This is a genomic window from Slackia isoflavoniconvertens (genome assembly GCF_003725955.1).
Taxonomy (GTDB): Bacteria; Actinomycetota; Coriobacteriia; order Coriobacteriales; family Eggerthellaceae; genus Slackia; species Slackia isoflavoniconvertens.
Map to the genome: position 1 here is coordinate 58,933 of NZ_QIBZ01000002.1, position 14,337 is coordinate 73,269.

12 protein-coding genes are annotated in these 14,337 nt (G+C 57.8%); 3 read left to right on the top strand and 9 right to left on the bottom strand.

Annotation, left to right across the window (positions count from 1 at the left end; genetic code table 11):
* From DMP05_RS01305 to DMP05_RS01315, 3 genes are all read right to left on the bottom strand, one after another.
* Complete coding sequence (locus tag DMP05_RS01305) at nucleotides 1–702, bottom strand: ABC transporter ATP-binding protein (protein ID WP_114615611.1); 702 nt, start codon at nucleotides 700–702, stop codon at nucleotides 1–3.
* Nucleotides 703–813: 111 nt separating this feature from the next.
* Entirely contained in the window at nucleotides 814–1,614 is an 801-nt protein-coding gene (locus DMP05_RS01310) for a TatD family hydrolase (protein WP_123218821.1), read from the bottom strand.
* A gap of 131 nt (nucleotides 1,615–1,745) precedes the next feature.
* The gene (locus tag DMP05_RS01315) at nucleotides 1,746–2,564 is read right to left on the bottom strand and encodes a tRNA threonylcarbamoyladenosine dehydratase (RefSeq protein WP_123218822.1); all 819 of its coding nucleotides are present in this window, start codon (nucleotides 2,562–2,564) and stop codon (nucleotides 1,746–1,748) included.
* A 288-nt stretch (nucleotides 2,565–2,852) separates the two neighbouring features.
* Here DMP05_RS01315 and DMP05_RS01320 point away from each other — a divergent pair, with 288 nt between their 5' ends.
* The gene (locus DMP05_RS01320) at nucleotides 2,853–4,454 is read left to right on the top strand and encodes a Mur ligase family protein (RefSeq protein WP_123218823.1); all 1,602 of its coding nucleotides are present in this window, start codon (nucleotides 2,853–2,855) and stop codon (nucleotides 4,452–4,454) included.
* Nucleotides 4,455–4,513: 59 nt separating this feature from the next.
* Here the strand turns inward: DMP05_RS01320 and asnB are convergent, their stop codons facing one another.
* The 5 genes from asnB to nagB all read right to left on the bottom strand — a co-directional run bounded on the left by asnB (nucleotide 4,514) and on the right by nagB (nucleotide 11,160).
* Complete coding sequence (asnB, locus tag DMP05_RS01325) at nucleotides 4,514–6,358, bottom strand: asparagine synthase (glutamine-hydrolyzing) (protein WP_123218824.1); 1,845 nt, start codon at nucleotides 6,356–6,358, stop codon at nucleotides 4,514–4,516.
* Between the two features lie 442 nt (nucleotides 6,359–6,800).
* Nucleotides 6,801–8,054 carry a carboxylate--amine ligase gene (locus DMP05_RS01330; RefSeq protein WP_123218825.1) on the bottom strand — a complete coding sequence of 418 codons (1,254 nt, stop codon included), beginning with the start codon at nucleotides 8,052–8,054 and terminating at the stop codon, nucleotides 6,801–6,803.
* Nucleotides 8,055–8,256: 202 nt separating this feature from the next.
* Entirely contained in the window at nucleotides 8,257–8,700 is a 444-nt protein-coding gene (locus tag DMP05_RS01335) for a GatB/YqeY domain-containing protein (protein WP_123218826.1), read from the bottom strand.
* Nucleotides 8,701–9,032: 332 nt separating this feature from the next.
* Nucleotides 9,033–10,151, bottom strand: coding sequence for an N-acetylglucosamine-6-phosphate deacetylase (gene nagA, locus DMP05_RS01340; RefSeq protein ID WP_123218827.1), 1,119 nt, complete (start codon nucleotides 10,149–10,151; stop codon nucleotides 9,033–9,035).
* A 190-nt stretch (nucleotides 10,152–10,341) separates the two neighbouring features.
* On the bottom strand, nucleotides 10,342–11,160 hold the full coding sequence (gene nagB, locus DMP05_RS01345) for a glucosamine-6-phosphate deaminase (RefSeq protein WP_123218828.1): 819 nt from the start codon (nucleotides 11,158–11,160) through the stop codon (nucleotides 10,342–10,344).
* Nucleotides 11,161–11,707: 547 nt separating this feature from the next.
* Here nagB and DMP05_RS01350 point away from each other — a divergent pair.
* Together DMP05_RS01350 and DMP05_RS01355 are read left to right on the top strand one after the other, a co-directional pair.
* On the top strand, nucleotides 11,708–12,373 hold the full coding sequence (locus tag DMP05_RS01350) for an HAD family hydrolase (protein WP_161957437.1): 666 nt from the start codon (nucleotides 11,708–11,710) through the stop codon (nucleotides 12,371–12,373).
* Between the two features lie 81 nt (nucleotides 12,374–12,454).
* Nucleotides 12,455–13,621, top strand: coding sequence for a DNA/RNA non-specific endonuclease (locus DMP05_RS01355; RefSeq protein WP_123218830.1), 1,167 nt, complete (start codon nucleotides 12,455–12,457; stop codon nucleotides 13,619–13,621).
* A gap of 198 nt (nucleotides 13,622–13,819) precedes the next feature.
* On the opposite strand, the gene DMP05_RS01360 is transcribed toward DMP05_RS01355, so the two are convergent.
* Nucleotides 13,820–14,335 (bottom strand): hypothetical protein, encoded by a 516-nt coding sequence (locus tag DMP05_RS01360; protein ID WP_123218831.1) that lies wholly within the window; start codon nucleotides 14,333–14,335, stop codon nucleotides 13,820–13,822.
* Between the last annotated feature and the right edge of the window lie 2 nt (nucleotides 14,336–14,337).

Consider the following 14,337-nt stretch of genomic DNA (forward strand, 5'->3'; position numbering starts at 1 on the left):
TTACCACTCAACCGTTTCGGCGGCTTGCGGGTGCGCATTGAGCTCCATGCGCTCGACTTTTCCTTCTTTCACATGAATCACGCGGTCGGCAATAGCGCAGAACGCGGAATTGTGCGTAATGAGCACCACCGTACGGCCCGTTTCGCGGCACGTGTCTTGCAACAGCTTCAAAATGGCCTTGCCCGTTTTGTAATCGAGTGCGCCCGTGGGCTCATCGCACAGCAAGAGCTTCGGGTTTTTCGCGATGGCACGGGCAATGGCCACACGCTGCTGTTCGCCGCCCGAGAGCTGCGCGGGGAAGTTATCCATGCGATGCGCGAGCCCCACCTGGGTCAACACGTCGGCAGGCGGAAGAGGATTGCGGCAAATTTGGCTCGCAAGCTCCACATTTTCGAGCGCGGTAAGATTTTGCACCAAGTTATAGAATTGGAATACAAAGCCAATATCGTAACGACGGTAATCGGTGAGCTGCTTTTCGTCGAACTGGTCGACGCGGGCGCCATCGAGCGTAATAGAACCCGATGTGCATGAATCCATGCCGCCCATCATATTGAGCAACGTTGTTTTGCCCGAACCCGAGGGGCCGACGACCACCACGAGTTCGCCTTGCTCGATTTCGAAAGACATGCCATCGACGGCAGCCACCTGCACTTCGCCCATGGTATAAATCTTGCGCACATCTTTAAATTCGACGAATGCCATAGCGACCCCTTACGCGGCGCGGTTTCCTGAATAATCCCTCATACTGAGTATATTGAAAGCGCCGCGGAAACCAGCGATGATTTTATGCCAGCGGCCCCACAACAGGCTTGGTTATCCCTCGAGAAGAGCACGGCTGTTAGCCGCCACTTTCTCCTTCAATGAATCGAGGCGGCACCTGCGCAGCTCTGCCATATGCTCGAGGGACGCTTCCAGCAGCGCGCGCACTTCTCGAGCGTTGAATTCCGCGCCCGCGGCGGGCGGCAGGTCGCTTTCAAGCAGCAATTTTTCTTCAGGGATTTGCTGCACATACGCGCGGCCGCGCTTGGTGGAAAGCATGCGAGGGTTGATGGAAAAATAGCAGCCGCATTCGATGGCGCGCGCAAGCTCGACACCTGAACCAGAGAAGCAGTGGAAAATCACCGCGGTACCCTGCGGGTTTTGAGGGCCCTGCGGCGCACCAGGAGCCACGAGTCCCACCCTTTCCATAAGATCAAGCGCCGCGCCCACGCTTTTCACGGCATGCATCGAGAGCACTTTGCCCCTCAACGCCGCGGCGATGCGCGCGAACACCGTGCGCTGCAGTTGGGCGCTTTCGGCACGACGAGGCGCAAAATCGAGACCGATTTCGCCAATAAAGCGCGTTTCGGCAGCGTAGGCAACGAGCTTATCAACCGCATCGGCGCCGCACGAACCGTCGGAAAGCCACCACGGGTGCAAACCCACACCGAGTTTGAAGTTGGAATTTCGATTGAGCTCATCGGCCAAGGCCAATGACGCAAGGTGATATTCATCGGGAGTCACCGTAGCGCACATGCCGCCTATTCCCCCTTGGCGCATCGCGATGGCCGCCGCTCGAGTATCGGGAGAAAAAGCCAGGTGACAATGCATGTCATACAAATCAAAGACCGTCATTGCGTCCCCCTCTTTTTATGCACGCGCCCCCACGTTCTTCCCAATAAGGTTATACCACCCAAAGGACAAAGGACGCAAACAACCCAAACGCAACGGCGCGAAAGATTTTCGAGGAAGGACCGTATCACCAGTTAGTCGGCGAATTCCCCCACGTGTGCGATGGCGCGAAGCGTTTCAGCCGCGATCATTTGACCCATCATGGGAGGCATATACGATGCCGTGCCCAAATTCGATCGCTCACTGCGAGAAGCGCCCTCGCGCACCGGCACGGGCACAGGCTGCTCGCAAGAATACACGACGCGCAGATGCTTGATACCGCGCTTGCGGCATTCCTTGCGCATGATGCGCGAAATGGGGTCGTTCACGGTTTCATACAAATCGGACGCACGCAAATATTCAGGCTGCAGCTTATTGGCGGCACCCATGGCGCTTATCAAGCGCAAGCCGTGCTTTTGCGCGAATTCCGCAATGAAAATTTTCGTCGAAATAGTGTCGATGCAGTCAAGAACGAAATCGATGCGGCCGTCACACTCTTCGAGGCACTCGGCATACAGCTCGTCGAAAGTCTCGGCGAGCACGAACGAATGCTTGGTAACGACGTGCACGTTCGGGTTAATATCTAGGCACATTTCGCGCATCACGTCGATTTTCCGGCGGCCCATCGTGCTCTGAAACGCGATGACCTGGCGATTCACATTGCTCGGCGACACCACATCGCGATCGATGAGCACCAAACGACCCACGCCGCCGCGCACAAGCGCCTCAACGCAGCTCGAGCCCACGCCGCCCAAGCCCAACACCATGACCGTCGCGTTCGCCAGGCGGTCCATGCCATCATCGCCCATAATTCGGCGCAGGCGAGAGTCGGCCGCATCGTCACCTGGAGCGGGCTCGGGAGCAGGGCCAGCGATGCCATTCGGGTAGACGTACGTGTTTTCGGAAGCGTTCATATAAGTGGATCTTTCTATGCATGCCGTATCGCGAAAATGAATCAGCGATTCTTCAAACCTGGCCATTGTAAACCCCAGAACCTGCTAAATGCTCGTAGCGTTTAGCAGGTCGTGATTCTGACTTGGGCGTGAATACGGAGGTGCGGCGCAAGCCCACCTGCAAAAGAAGACTACAATGCTGGAATATTTACAACACGAGAAACCGGGACCGAAAGAGCGCCCGAAAACCGCAGCCGACGCGCTCCAAGAACGCACTCGCAGCTGCACCATCGAAAACAAGGAGTCATCATGAGCACCACCCTGCCCCAGACCAATGATTTTGGCGGCACGCCCCTTGTCTCACTTCAAGCCATCGCCGAGGCGATTCGCGCCAACGGCACCGACTGCGAAATCGTGGGCGATGCGTCCACCGAAATTCGCGGCGTCGCGATCGATTCGCGCAAGGCCGCCGCAACATGCCTGTTCATCTGTAAAGGCGTGGGCTTCAAGCCGACATTTCTCGAAAGCGCCATCGCAAGCGGCGCCGTCGCCTATCTGTGCCAGGGCGAGCTCGACGAGCAGGGCAAACTAACCGCGCCCGCCGACTTGGCCGCCGCAGCCGCAGGCACCCCCGCAATCGTGGCCGCCGACGTGCGCCGCGCCATGGCTACGGCATCGAAGGTCGCCTATGGCGACCCGAGCACCGGGCTGAACATCGTGGGCATCACGGGCACCAAAGGCAAAACCACAACCTCGTACATGCTGCACGCCATTATGGACGCCGCCGAGGTGAGCACCTCGATTCTTGGCTCCATCGAAACCGACGACGGCATCGAGGAATTCGAAAGCTGCAACACGACGCCCGAATCGCCCGATTTGTGGCGCCACCTTTCCAATACCGTGGCTTCGGGCCGCGCCCATATGGTCATGGAGGTTTCCAGTCAGGCGCTCAAATACGACCGCGTGCTGGGGCTCACCCTGAACATCGCCTGCTTCCTCAACATCGGCCGCGACCATATTTCACCCGCCGAGCACCCCACGTTCGAAGATTATTTCGAAAGCAAACTCCGCATTTTCGACCAATGCGAATGCGCCGTGGTAAACCTTGGCACCGAACACGTCGATGAGGTCATGGCAGCCGCGAAAGCTGCCCCACAGCTGTTCACCGTCGGCGTCGACTGCGACAGCGCCGATTTGGTCGCCTGCAACGTGCGCACGGTTAAAGGCGGCATCGAGTTCGATATCGCAGAAAGCACCAAACTCGCCGCAGCAGCAGGCGAAGAAGATGCTTCGGCCAGCGCTCACACGATAAAGCTGAGCATCGCAGGCCTGTTCAATGCCGAAAATGCGCTGTGCGCCATCGCGTGCGCGCGTCTTTTGGGCATCGGCTGGAACGCGATTGAGCAGGGCCTTTCGCACGTACGCGTGCCTGGCCGCATGGAAATCATCGCTTCGCCGAACGAGCCCATCACCGCCATCGTCGACTACGCGCACAACAAACTTTCGTTCGAAACGCTGTTCAAGTCGTTGAAGAAGGAATACCCAGGTCAGCAGATTATCGCCATCTTCGGCGCGCCAGGCGGCAAGGCGTACGAGCGCCGCGAGATGCTGCCGCAAACCGCCGGCGCCTATGCCGACCTGCTCATTTACGCCGAAGAGGACCCCGCGCACGATCGCGTGGAAGACATTTGCGCCGAGATGGCCAACAACACCCCCGAAGGCGTTGCGCACGAAATCATCTACGACCGCGAAGAAGCCTTCAAGCGCGCCGTGGAAGTCGCCCACGAAAGCAGCAAACCCACGGTTATCGCATTTCTCGCCAAAGGCGAAGAAGAGCTGCAGCATCGCGGTGACAACTTCGAGCCTATCAAGAGCGACTCAGCCATTGCCCACGAGGTTCTGGGCGCTTAACGTCGCACGCAACCCACCCCAAACAAGAAAGCCGCCCCGGGGCGGCTTTCTTTCGTTCGCTATTCGTCGATGAAGTAGCGCTTGTACCAAATAAGGAACACAAGCGGCGTATAAATCTTGCGTTGGTTCTGCGCCTTGCCCTCGTAGTGCTCGTCAAGCAATCCCATAAGCACGTCGCAATCGAAGAACTCGCTCGCCCACGGCGCCGTGAAGTATTCCTTCACCCAGTTGTACCACTTCTCTTCGCGCAGCCAATAAATCATAGGCACGGGGAAGCCGACTTTCGGACGCGTCGCCCACTCATCGGGCAGGCTCTTGTTCGCGGCGTGGCGCAGCACGAGCTTGTTGCCGTTTTCATTCACACGATAGCGATCGGGAATATGCTCGGCAAATTCCATCACACGGCGATCAAGGAATGGAACACGCAATTCAAGCGAGTGCGCCATGCACATCTTGTCGGCCTTGAGCAGAATATCGCCCGGCAACCACATGTTCATGTCGAGGTACTGCTTGCGAATGAGCTCGCTCTTATCGGAAACGCGCGCATAAATGGGCGCGGCCAGCTCGAAAGCGCCTTCACCCTTGTCATATTCGGGGCGCAGCACGCTCGAGACTTCGCGCTCAGGCCACACGAGCGCCTGGCCAACGAAGTATTCCTCGGCCATTTCGGCACCCTTCATAAGGAAGTTATGGCCCTTGAAATACGGCATGTGCTTCGCTGTCTTGCCCAGCGCGCGGCGCACGCCGAACGGCACCATGCGCTTGTATTTCGCGACCGACGGGTTGTCCTCATACCATGCATAGCCGCCGAAAATCTCGTCGGCGCCTTCGCCCGAAAGCACAACCGTAACCTGCTCAGCAGCCATTTGTGCCAAGAACCACAGCGGCACGCTCGACAAATTCGACTGCGGCTCGTCCATGTGATACTGAATCTCGGGCAAGGCTTCGAAAAATTCGTCCGCAGAAATCATCTTGCGGTAGTTCTCGATGCCCAGCTTGTCAGAAAGCTCCTTGGCGTAATTGGTTTCGTTGAACTTGTTGTAATCGAAACCAACCGAGAACGTTTTGTCGGGCATGAGGCATGCGGCGATGTAGCTCGAATCGACACCGCCCGAAAGGAAGCTGCCCACCTTCACGTCGGCGATGCGGTGCGCGCTCACGCTTTCATGCACCACTTCATCGAGCTCGTCGACATATTCCTCGAACGGCTTGTCGATTTCCGAGAAATCGCAATCCCAATAGCGGCGCACATCCATCGTGTGGGTGGCCAGATCGTAAGTGAAGCAATGCGCGGCCGGCAGCTTGTACACGCCCTCGAAGAACGTTTCGTCGGTCGCGGAGAACTGCAGCGTGAGATACGGACGCAGCGCATTGTGGTTCACGGCCTTGTGGAACTTCGGGTGCGCGAGGAAGCTCTTGATCTCGCTGCCGAACATCAGGCCGCTGCCATCTTCGGCCTCGGAGTAATAAAACGGCTTGATGCCGAAAATATCGCGAGCGCCGAACAGGCGATTCTTCTTCTTATCCCAGATAACGAACGCATACATGCCACGAAGCTTGTCGACGATTTCCTCGCCCCACTCCTCGTAGCCATGCAGAAGCGACTCGGTGTCGGCGCCGCAGTGGAAGGTATAGCCCTTCGCCTCGAGCTCGCCGCGAAGCTCCATGAAGTTGTAAATTTCGCCGTTGAACACGATGACGACGCTGCCGTCTTCGTTGCTCATGGGCTGGGAGCCCGCCGGCGTAAGGTCGAGAATCGACAAGCGGCGGAAGCCCAACGCCACGCCCGGCGCGAAGAACGTATCGCCCATGTCGGGACCGCGGTGGACGATGCGGTCCATCATGCTCGTGAGCACTTGCTCCTTGTTTTCGACATCACCGGTAAATCCGACGAATCCGCACATAGGGCACCTTTCGTTTGTATGGCACAGCATTAAAGCCGATAAATCGCTGAAATCTGAATTTTACCGCGCTTGCACATCTTCGCGCGAATCTTCGTCAAAACGCCTAATGCCGCCGTTGTTCACACGCGTGCGGAAGAAACGACGCGCGTGATTGCGGAAACGACCGCATTGGCAACCGCAGAAGCAACTGGCTCCGGCGCGATCGCGGAAGCCACCAGGGTCGGCAACCGCCAAAGCCACGAGGGTTCAAGCCAAAGCAAACGCGCAGAAAGCCAGGGCGCCGCGACCCGACCTGCGGCGGGGCGCCGGGGCGTAGCGTCTGCACACAACGCCCGTGCACCATGCGCCGCATACGACGCCGCCCGTGCGCCTCGGCGCCGCACCGCATCTCGCACGTCCACGCATGCAAAAGGCCAGCACGGGCTGGCCTTTCAACTTTCACTTAGCGATAGTTCTCGGGGTTTTTGAACTTGTCGAAGTAACGGAACACGTGAATCTTCACCCAAGCCCAACGCATGGGGTTGAAGCGCAAATCATACGGGTAATCAAACGTCATCGATTCCTTGCCGCCAGCCACGAGCTTCTTCGCGCGTTCAACGAACGCGGGGTCTTTCACGTAATCGTAAACGACCTTGCGCGGCACGGAATGCCAGAACACCTCGTTGGTATTTTCGACGCATTCACCCAAATCACGCTTATACACGCGGTCTTCCACGACGAACTTTGCGAGGTTGTGGCCGGCAGCGGTCACATGGTAGTTCGTGCGGCCTTGGCGCAGGTTTACCTCGAACACCTTGTACGAGCCGTCGCGATCGTCGCGCTTAATGTCGAAGTTCGCGAAGCCCGTGAAATGAATTTCCTCAAGGAAGTTCTTAATGAGCTGCTGCAACTCAGGATTGGGCTGCGTGATAATGGCGCACGGGTTGCCAAGCGCGGTGGGCGTGTGCTCCTCGAGGCCTTCGCGACCGAAGCAGATGAGCTTCACCTTGCAGTTGCGATCGCAATACGCGGTGAGCACGTTCATGTTGCAATCTTCGCCGACAACCATGTCTTGCAGCAGCACTTCATCGGGATAGCCCGCACCGAAAATGAGGCCCAAAATATGCGCCGCCTCGGCGGGGTTTTGCGCGGTGTACACCTTCTTCATGTGGTCAAACGGGTGCTCCCAATACGTGGAACTCATAGACGGCTTCACGATGATGGGGTATTTGAAACCGATTTTCTCCTCGGTAAGGTCGGCCTCGGCCACGCCCTGTTCCCACTCGCTAGGGCGCACCACAAACGTTTTGGGGTACGGAATGCCATACTTGTCGCACATCTCGTAAAAGCTCAGCTTGCTTTCGAGCTTGTCGCGCAGGTCGGGCTGAATGTAGAGCGTGACGCAGTTTTCGGGCAAATCGTTCTGAATTTCAGAAATGACCTGCGCATATACATCAGCACAGCCCCACACTAGATGCGTTTTATCGGGGTGCTGCGCAGCAAATTCCTTCACCTTCGCCAACACTACTTCGGGCTTGTCCATATGCTCGTCATAGAAGCACTCCACGATGCGGCTATGCATGGTGTCGCCCGCGGGGAAGCGACCAAACGCGTAGCTCTTCACGCCATATTCCTCATGAATGGCGCGCGCGACGCTGTAGCAATTCATATCGCCGCCGATGAGAACGGGAATGAAATCGGGTTTTTCGGTTGCCATAAATGCAGTTCCTTCAAAAGATGGTTTGCAGAAAGCTTGTGCGATTATACGCCGCATTGGGCACTTCCGTCGCACCTCAAAAAAGAGCGCACGAACGGCCCTGGGGCAAGGTTCTTGCGCATTGCTTCGTTATCAAAGAAGCGCGATTCGAAAACCGCGCTTCTTTATGCTTAAAACTCTGTTCGATGGTGTTGAGCGCCAGCTACGACAGGCGGCTGCCAACTTCCTTGGCGGCCTGAGCCTTGTCGAAGTTTCCGCCGGTGGCAGCGGTAAGCGCACCCATAACCTTGCCCATTTCGCGCTTGGTGGTGGCGCCAAGATCGGCAATGGTTTTCTCGACAAGCGCCACAAGCTCGTCGCCCGCGAGCTGCTTGGGCAGGTAGCCCTCAAGAATCTCGACCTGCTCCTTCAGCATGGCCGTGCGCTCGTCGTTGTTCGCGGCTTTGATAGAGCCCTCGAGCGTTTCGCTCGTCTGCTTAATGACGCGCTTGAGCATAGCATCGACGTCGGCGTCGGTCACCTCGCGACGCTCGTTGACCTCGATATTCTTGATCTCGCCGTGCACCTGGCGCAGAATGTCGCGACGCACATTGTCGTGCGCCTTCATCGCGGCCTTGATTTCATCTTTGAGCTCTTCGTATTTCATGAGTGCCTCTTTCTAAAGTGCCATCTATCAGCGAGTATAGCGCGAACACGTACGCGTGTGGAAAACGGCAAGCCAAAACCATGCACGAAGGAGCACGTGCGGTGCGGACGCGCGAAAGCGGAGCCGGGGCGCAAGCTTGTTTGAGAGCGCACCGCGAAAGCAGCGTGGCAGAAATATGCGCAAAAAGGTGCCCGAATGTGGCATTTTAACCGAGCACAGACCTGACTTAAGCGACTTGCAATTAGAAAAGCCCAGGTCGCAACGCATCACACTACAATCGACGCGCAAGCGAGCATAGATCGTTGCCACATTCGAAGCTATTTTTGAACAAGTTAGCGAATGCGTTTGCCGCGCAAAATGACGCCCGCGACGTTCAGGTCGGCATTGAGCAACACCACGTCGGCAACCTTGCCCGCGTCGAGACTGCCGCGCTCGTCGAACAGGCCAATCGCGCGTGCGGGGTTTTCCGTCGCAGCGCGCACAGCCACCTCGAGCGGCAAGCCCATTTCAGTAGCGGCAACCTTCATGCAGCCCATCAGGTCGGTCGCGCTTCCAGCCAGCGTACCGTCGTGCAGCGTGGCATGCGAGCCGTTCTTCGTCACGGCCTGACCGCCCAGGCTATATTCGCCATCGGGCATGCCGGTGGCTTCCATGGAATCGCTGATCAGAATCATGCGCTCGGCACCAAACATCGAGAACGCAAGGCGCACCATGGCGGGGTGAATATGCACGCCATCGGCGATGATCTCGGGAGTCGCGCCTGCCTCGAGCGCCGCAGGAATCACGCCCGGCTTGCGATGATGCAGCCCCGGCATGGCGTTGTACAAATGCGTCACATGCTTGGCGCCGCGGCGGAAGGCCTCGGCCGCCTGATCGTAATTCGCACACGTATGGGCAACGGAAATGCGCACGTCATCGTGCATTTCATCAACGAATTCGAGCGCACCGGGCTCCTCGGGGGCAATATCGACAAGCTTGATTTTGCCGCCCGACGCATTCTGCAAGCGACAAAACATTGCCGCATTGCACTGCTGCACGTAGGCGGGGTTTTGTGCGCCCACCTTTTCAGGGCTGATAAACGGACCTTCCATATTGATACCCACCAGCGCGGCAGCATCGGGGGCATCAACATGCTCGGCGGCGCATTCCATAATGCCCGCGAGCTTTTCCTCGGGGAACGTCATGGTCGTGCCGCACCATGCAGTTACGCCACGACTGGCCTCATAGCGCGTGATGGCGTCGATTGACTCATGCGTGCCGTCGCAGAAATCATGCCCCACCGCACCATGGGAATGCACGTCGACCAAGCCAGGAATGGCGAGCAGTCCCTTGGCATCGATGACCTCGCCCATCTCGTCGCCGGTCGCAACGATGCGGTCGCCTTCGATGAAGATATCGTCTTCGACGAATTCGCCGTTCTTGAAAACTTTCGCACCAGCAATTTTCAGCATGCCGCGCTTCCTTTCGTTATAGGCAGAAAACCCTGCCTCAATTTAATCGTGACCAGTTGAAATACACGTTGCGAAGATGGCGCCGCGACGAGCGCGCAGCATCCACGCTTTGACGAAACGTTGCGCAAAGGCCAATGTCGCCACCTAGCCCAAAAAAGAAGCGGCCACAGGGGCCGCTTCCTTGGTTTCACTATTCGTGGCAGGCGCAGCCTTCGCCATGCTCGTGGTCGTGGTCGCAATCGCAATCGGGATCGCCGCAACCGCAGCCTTCATCGGCAAGGTCGCCGCACAGCGAGAACGCCGCTTCGTCCACAATAGCCACCGCATTGGGATGGAACTGCAGAATGGACGCGGGAACCTCGGGGGTCACGGGGCCGAAGAAGGCATCGCGCACGATTTGCGCCTTGTCTTCGCCGCTCACCACGACGAGCACCTGCTTGGCGGCCATGATGGTACCAATGCCCATGGTGTATGCCTGACGGGGCACTTCGTCGGCGGAATCGAACAGGCGGCTGTTCGCGTTAATGGTGGACTCCGTAAGGTCGACGCAGTGGGTTTCCTTCGGGAATTCGGGCGCGGGCTCGTTGAAGCCGATGTGGCCGTTGTGGCCCAGGCCCAGAAGCTGCAGGTCAACGCCGCCGGCAAGCAGGATGGAAGCCTCGTAGGCATCGCATGCGGCCTGAGCATCGGGGTTGGCGCCATTGGGCACATGCGTGTTCTCGGGGCGCACGTTAATTTTGCTGAACAGGTGCTTCTGCATGAAGTAGTGATAGCTCTGCTCATGGTCGGCAGGCAGGCCGCGATATTCGTCTAGGTTGAACGTTGCAACGCGCGAGAAGTCGATGTCCTCGGCTTCGTGGCGCTTGGCGATTTCGGCGTAGAGGCCCTCAGGCGTGGAGCCGGTGGCCAAGCCCAACACGCAGCCAGGTTTCTCCTCGACCAGGTCGACAATCATGTCGGCGGCGGCTTCGCTCATTTCCTGATAGTCTTTGGTCACGAAAATCTGCATGAACGCATCCTTCTCTTCGTTGTATTTTGCGACTATTCATAATACATGCTCACGCGGCAATTTCCAGGTGCGGCGAGAAAGCAACAGAAGCCTTAGGGCGTTCGCGAGGCGCAACGCGCGACGGCCAAGGGGCGCAACGCGCGATACCAGATAAAACAGCGAACGCGAGACGAAACATGCGCGCAACGAAACCCAACTGACGCCCACGACAGTCGCCTAAAGACACACCGAGAAACTCGACAGTCCGAGCAGGCTGACCCCACCAAACAAACCAGTCCCGCCGAGCACGATGGCGAACCCGCATGACCAGCTGGCCCCTCTCGAGCAAACGAGTCTCAAGGGAGCCCGAACAAACTGGCATTCCCTCAAACAAGCAAACGAACATGCCCGCAGGCCGACCCCTTTCTCGAACGAGCGACCAGTCCCGCCGAGCATGCCGACACCTTTTCGGAAAACACCCACCACACGCGCGTCAAATGCGACAGGTATACTGCGAGGCGGTCAAAACTTGCGCGGCACAGCCGCGCCAACACGAAAGGATCCCACGATGGAATTGCTTCGCACCCACGAACCGCTTGAGGCGTTCGTGTTCGATATGGACGGCACACTGCTCGATTCGCTGCCCGATTTGGTCGACGTGACCAATGAAACGCTCACGCACTTCGGCTACCCCACGCACACCACCGAGGAAATCTTGGCCATGATCGGCAACGGCTTGCGTTCGCTTATTCTGCAAGCGCTGCCGCAAGACCTGAATGACAACGCCACCGAAGCGGCGCTCGCCTGGTGGAAAGCGCGCTACGACGAAGTGGGCAACCAGAAAACGACTGTGTACGACGGCATGCTCGACACCTTGGCCGAGCTGAAGGCGCGCGGCATGAAGCTCGCCGTGCTATCGAACAAATACGACGGCGGCGTGCAAATTCTGACCAAGCATTACTTCGCTGACCTCATGGATTTCGCGCTTGGCGATGGTCCCGTGCCGCGCAAGCCCGACCCGAAAGGCCTCACGCTCGTCGCGAAAACGCTCGACGTGCCAATCGAACGCGTGGCGTATGTCGGCGATTCTGACGTGGACATGCAGGTCGCGAACAACGCTGGCGCATTCCCCATTGGCGCGAAATGGGGCTACCAAACGCTCGACCACCTTACGAACAATAACCCCGGCGCGCTCATCGACGCGCCCGCCGAGCTACTGAAATTTGCGGAATAAGCAAGCAAATCAGACATGACGAGAGCGGCATGACGGGCTAAACGTTCGTCATGCCGCCTTTTTCGGAAAGGCATCGCTTTGATGCAGATACCTTCTCGCGAGCATGAATCTCGCACCATATCCGCGCGTTTTGCGGCGCTGTTTGCTGCCATCGCCCTTGCGCTGTGCTGCACGTTGCCGCTCGCCGCGTGCGAGAGCGGCTCTTTCAGCGGCGCCCAAACGAGCAACCCCGCCGCCGTGCAGATTGCCGACATTCCCGAATACTCGGGCGCGCTTTGCATTGACGTCAACAACGGCGAGCCAGGCTTTACCGACGACGACTTCAAACGCGGCGCATTCATGGAATTCTCCGACCTCGATTTCGAAGGGCGCTGCGGCGCGGCATTCGCGCGTATCGGCACCGACACGCTGAGCAATGCGCCTCGCGGCGATATTTCGCAGGTGCACCCAAGCGGCTGGGAGCAGCACCGCTACGATTTCGTTGACCAGGAAATGCTCTATAACCGCAGCCATCTGATCGCGCATCAGCTTTGCGGAGAAGACGCCAACGAGAAAAACCTCATCACGGGCACGCGCACCATGAATTCTGTTGGCATGACTTATTACGAAAACATCGTGGCCAATTACGTGAAGCAAACGGGCAACCACGTGCTCTATCGCGTGACGCCCATTTTTGCCGCGAACGACCTCGTAGCACGCGGCGTGCAAATGGAAGCGGAATCGATCGAAGATGGCGGGCAAGCCGTTCGCTTCAACGTGTTCGTGTACAACGTAGAACCCGGCGTGGAAATCGATTACGTTACGGGCAAAAGTCGGGAGTCGAGCGACGTGCCACATGTGGCGACCGGCGGCGAGGCAACCACTACCGGCGCGAGCACGGCGCCGAACGCGACCGGCAAAGAAGCCAGCGACGCATCTGCCAAAAGCTCCAATGGAAATGCTCGCTCGGAGAGCACGAATAATACGACTCCGAGGAGTAATACCGAAAATAGCCAAACCAACCAGGCAAACAACGCATCCGGTTCGAGCGACGCAAAGAATCCCAGCAACGGCGCGGGTTCCGAGAAAGGCTCGGCCACCTCATATGGGTCGCAAGAATACGTGCTCAACACCAAGAGCATGAAGTTCCATTGCCCGACCTGTTCTTCGGTCAACGACATAGCCGACAACAACAAGCAAGAGGCCACAGCCACGCGCGACGAGCTTATTTCGGAAGGCTATTCGCCCTGCAAACAGTGCAATCCGTAAAAATGCCAGCGCGAAAAACAACCGCGTGGGAACGAGAAGAGTCACGCGCATAGAGCGCCGTTTCCCACTCAAACTCAACCGCCGCGCTCAAGCAAAAAGGCCCGCTCATCGAGCGGGCCTTTTCTGATATTTCAGGGAGGGCATCAAACCCAAGCGCCAAGAATCACCTCGCACGTTGACCAAGCAACCTGCTGCATTTTAGGCAGCCACAAGCGCCTCTTTCAAGGCTTGCTCGTTGTCGAAGCCGATTTCCTCGTTACCGTTTTCGCGGTCGATGCGAATAACCGTGCCTTTCCAAGTGCCTTCTTCCTGCTTCTCTTCATCGGCAGGCTTGAATTCGTCGGTTTGCACCACAAAGCGATAATCGAACTTAGCCTGCTCGGGCATAGCCTTTTTGTCAAACCCATACTTCAGGTTCCGCAGAATACTCTGCATGCCCTCAACTGCTGTAGCGCCCTTGAGTCCCACAACGCCGCTTTCGCTGTTGTACAGCGCCGTCGGCGACACGTAAATCGTGCGAATCTGGCGTTGGCGTTGGCGCTCAAGACGGGCGATGACCACCGCGATAACCGCAATACCAACCCACCACACAATGGCAAGAACCAAATCGAGTGGGTTATCGATATGGTTGAAGCCCAGGTAATACCACAGCGCAAGCAGCAGGGCGGCAGCAATGGCGGAAATGCCCAGCACGATGAAATTGCTCTTCTTCATGG

Excerpts from the sequence above, each read along its gene's own strand:
- DMP05_RS01305 (WP_114615611.1), bottom strand. The coding sequence starts at position 702 with ATGGCATTCGTCGAATTTAAAGATGTGCGCAAGATTTATACCATGGGC.
- DMP05_RS01310 (WP_123218821.1), bottom strand. The coding sequence starts at position 1,614 with ATGACGGTCTTTGATTTGTATGACATGCATTGTCACCTGGCTTTTTCT.
- DMP05_RS01315 (WP_123218822.1), bottom strand. The coding sequence starts at position 2,564 with ATGAACGCTTCCGAAAACACGTACGTCTACCCGAATGGCATCGCTGGC.
- DMP05_RS01320 (WP_123218823.1), top strand. The coding sequence starts at position 2,853 with ATGAGCACCACCCTGCCCCAGACCAATGATTTTGGCGGCACGCCCCTT.
- asnB (WP_123218824.1), bottom strand. The coding sequence starts at position 6,358 with ATGTGCGGATTCGTCGGATTTACCGGTGATGTCGAAAACAAGGAGCAA.
- DMP05_RS01330 (WP_123218825.1), bottom strand. The coding sequence starts at position 8,054 with ATGGCAACCGAAAAACCCGATTTCATTCCCGTTCTCATCGGCGGCGAT.
- DMP05_RS01335 (WP_123218826.1), bottom strand. The coding sequence starts at position 8,700 with ATGAAATACGAAGAGCTCAAAGATGAAATCAAGGCCGCGATGAAGGCG.
- nagA (WP_123218827.1), bottom strand. The coding sequence starts at position 10,151 with ATGCTGAAAATTGCTGGTGCGAAAGTTTTCAAGAACGGCGAATTCGTC.
- nagB (WP_123218828.1), bottom strand. The coding sequence starts at position 11,160 with ATGCAGATTTTCGTGACCAAAGACTATCAGGAAATGAGCGAAGCCGCC.
- DMP05_RS01350 (WP_161957437.1), top strand. The coding sequence starts at position 11,708 with ATGGAATTGCTTCGCACCCACGAACCGCTTGAGGCGTTCGTGTTCGAT.
- DMP05_RS01355 (WP_123218830.1), top strand. The coding sequence starts at position 12,455 with ATGCAGATACCTTCTCGCGAGCATGAATCTCGCACCATATCCGCGCGT.
- DMP05_RS01360 (WP_123218831.1), bottom strand. The coding sequence starts at position 14,335 with ATGAAGAAGAGCAATTTCATCGTGCTGGGCATTTCCGCCATTGCTGCC.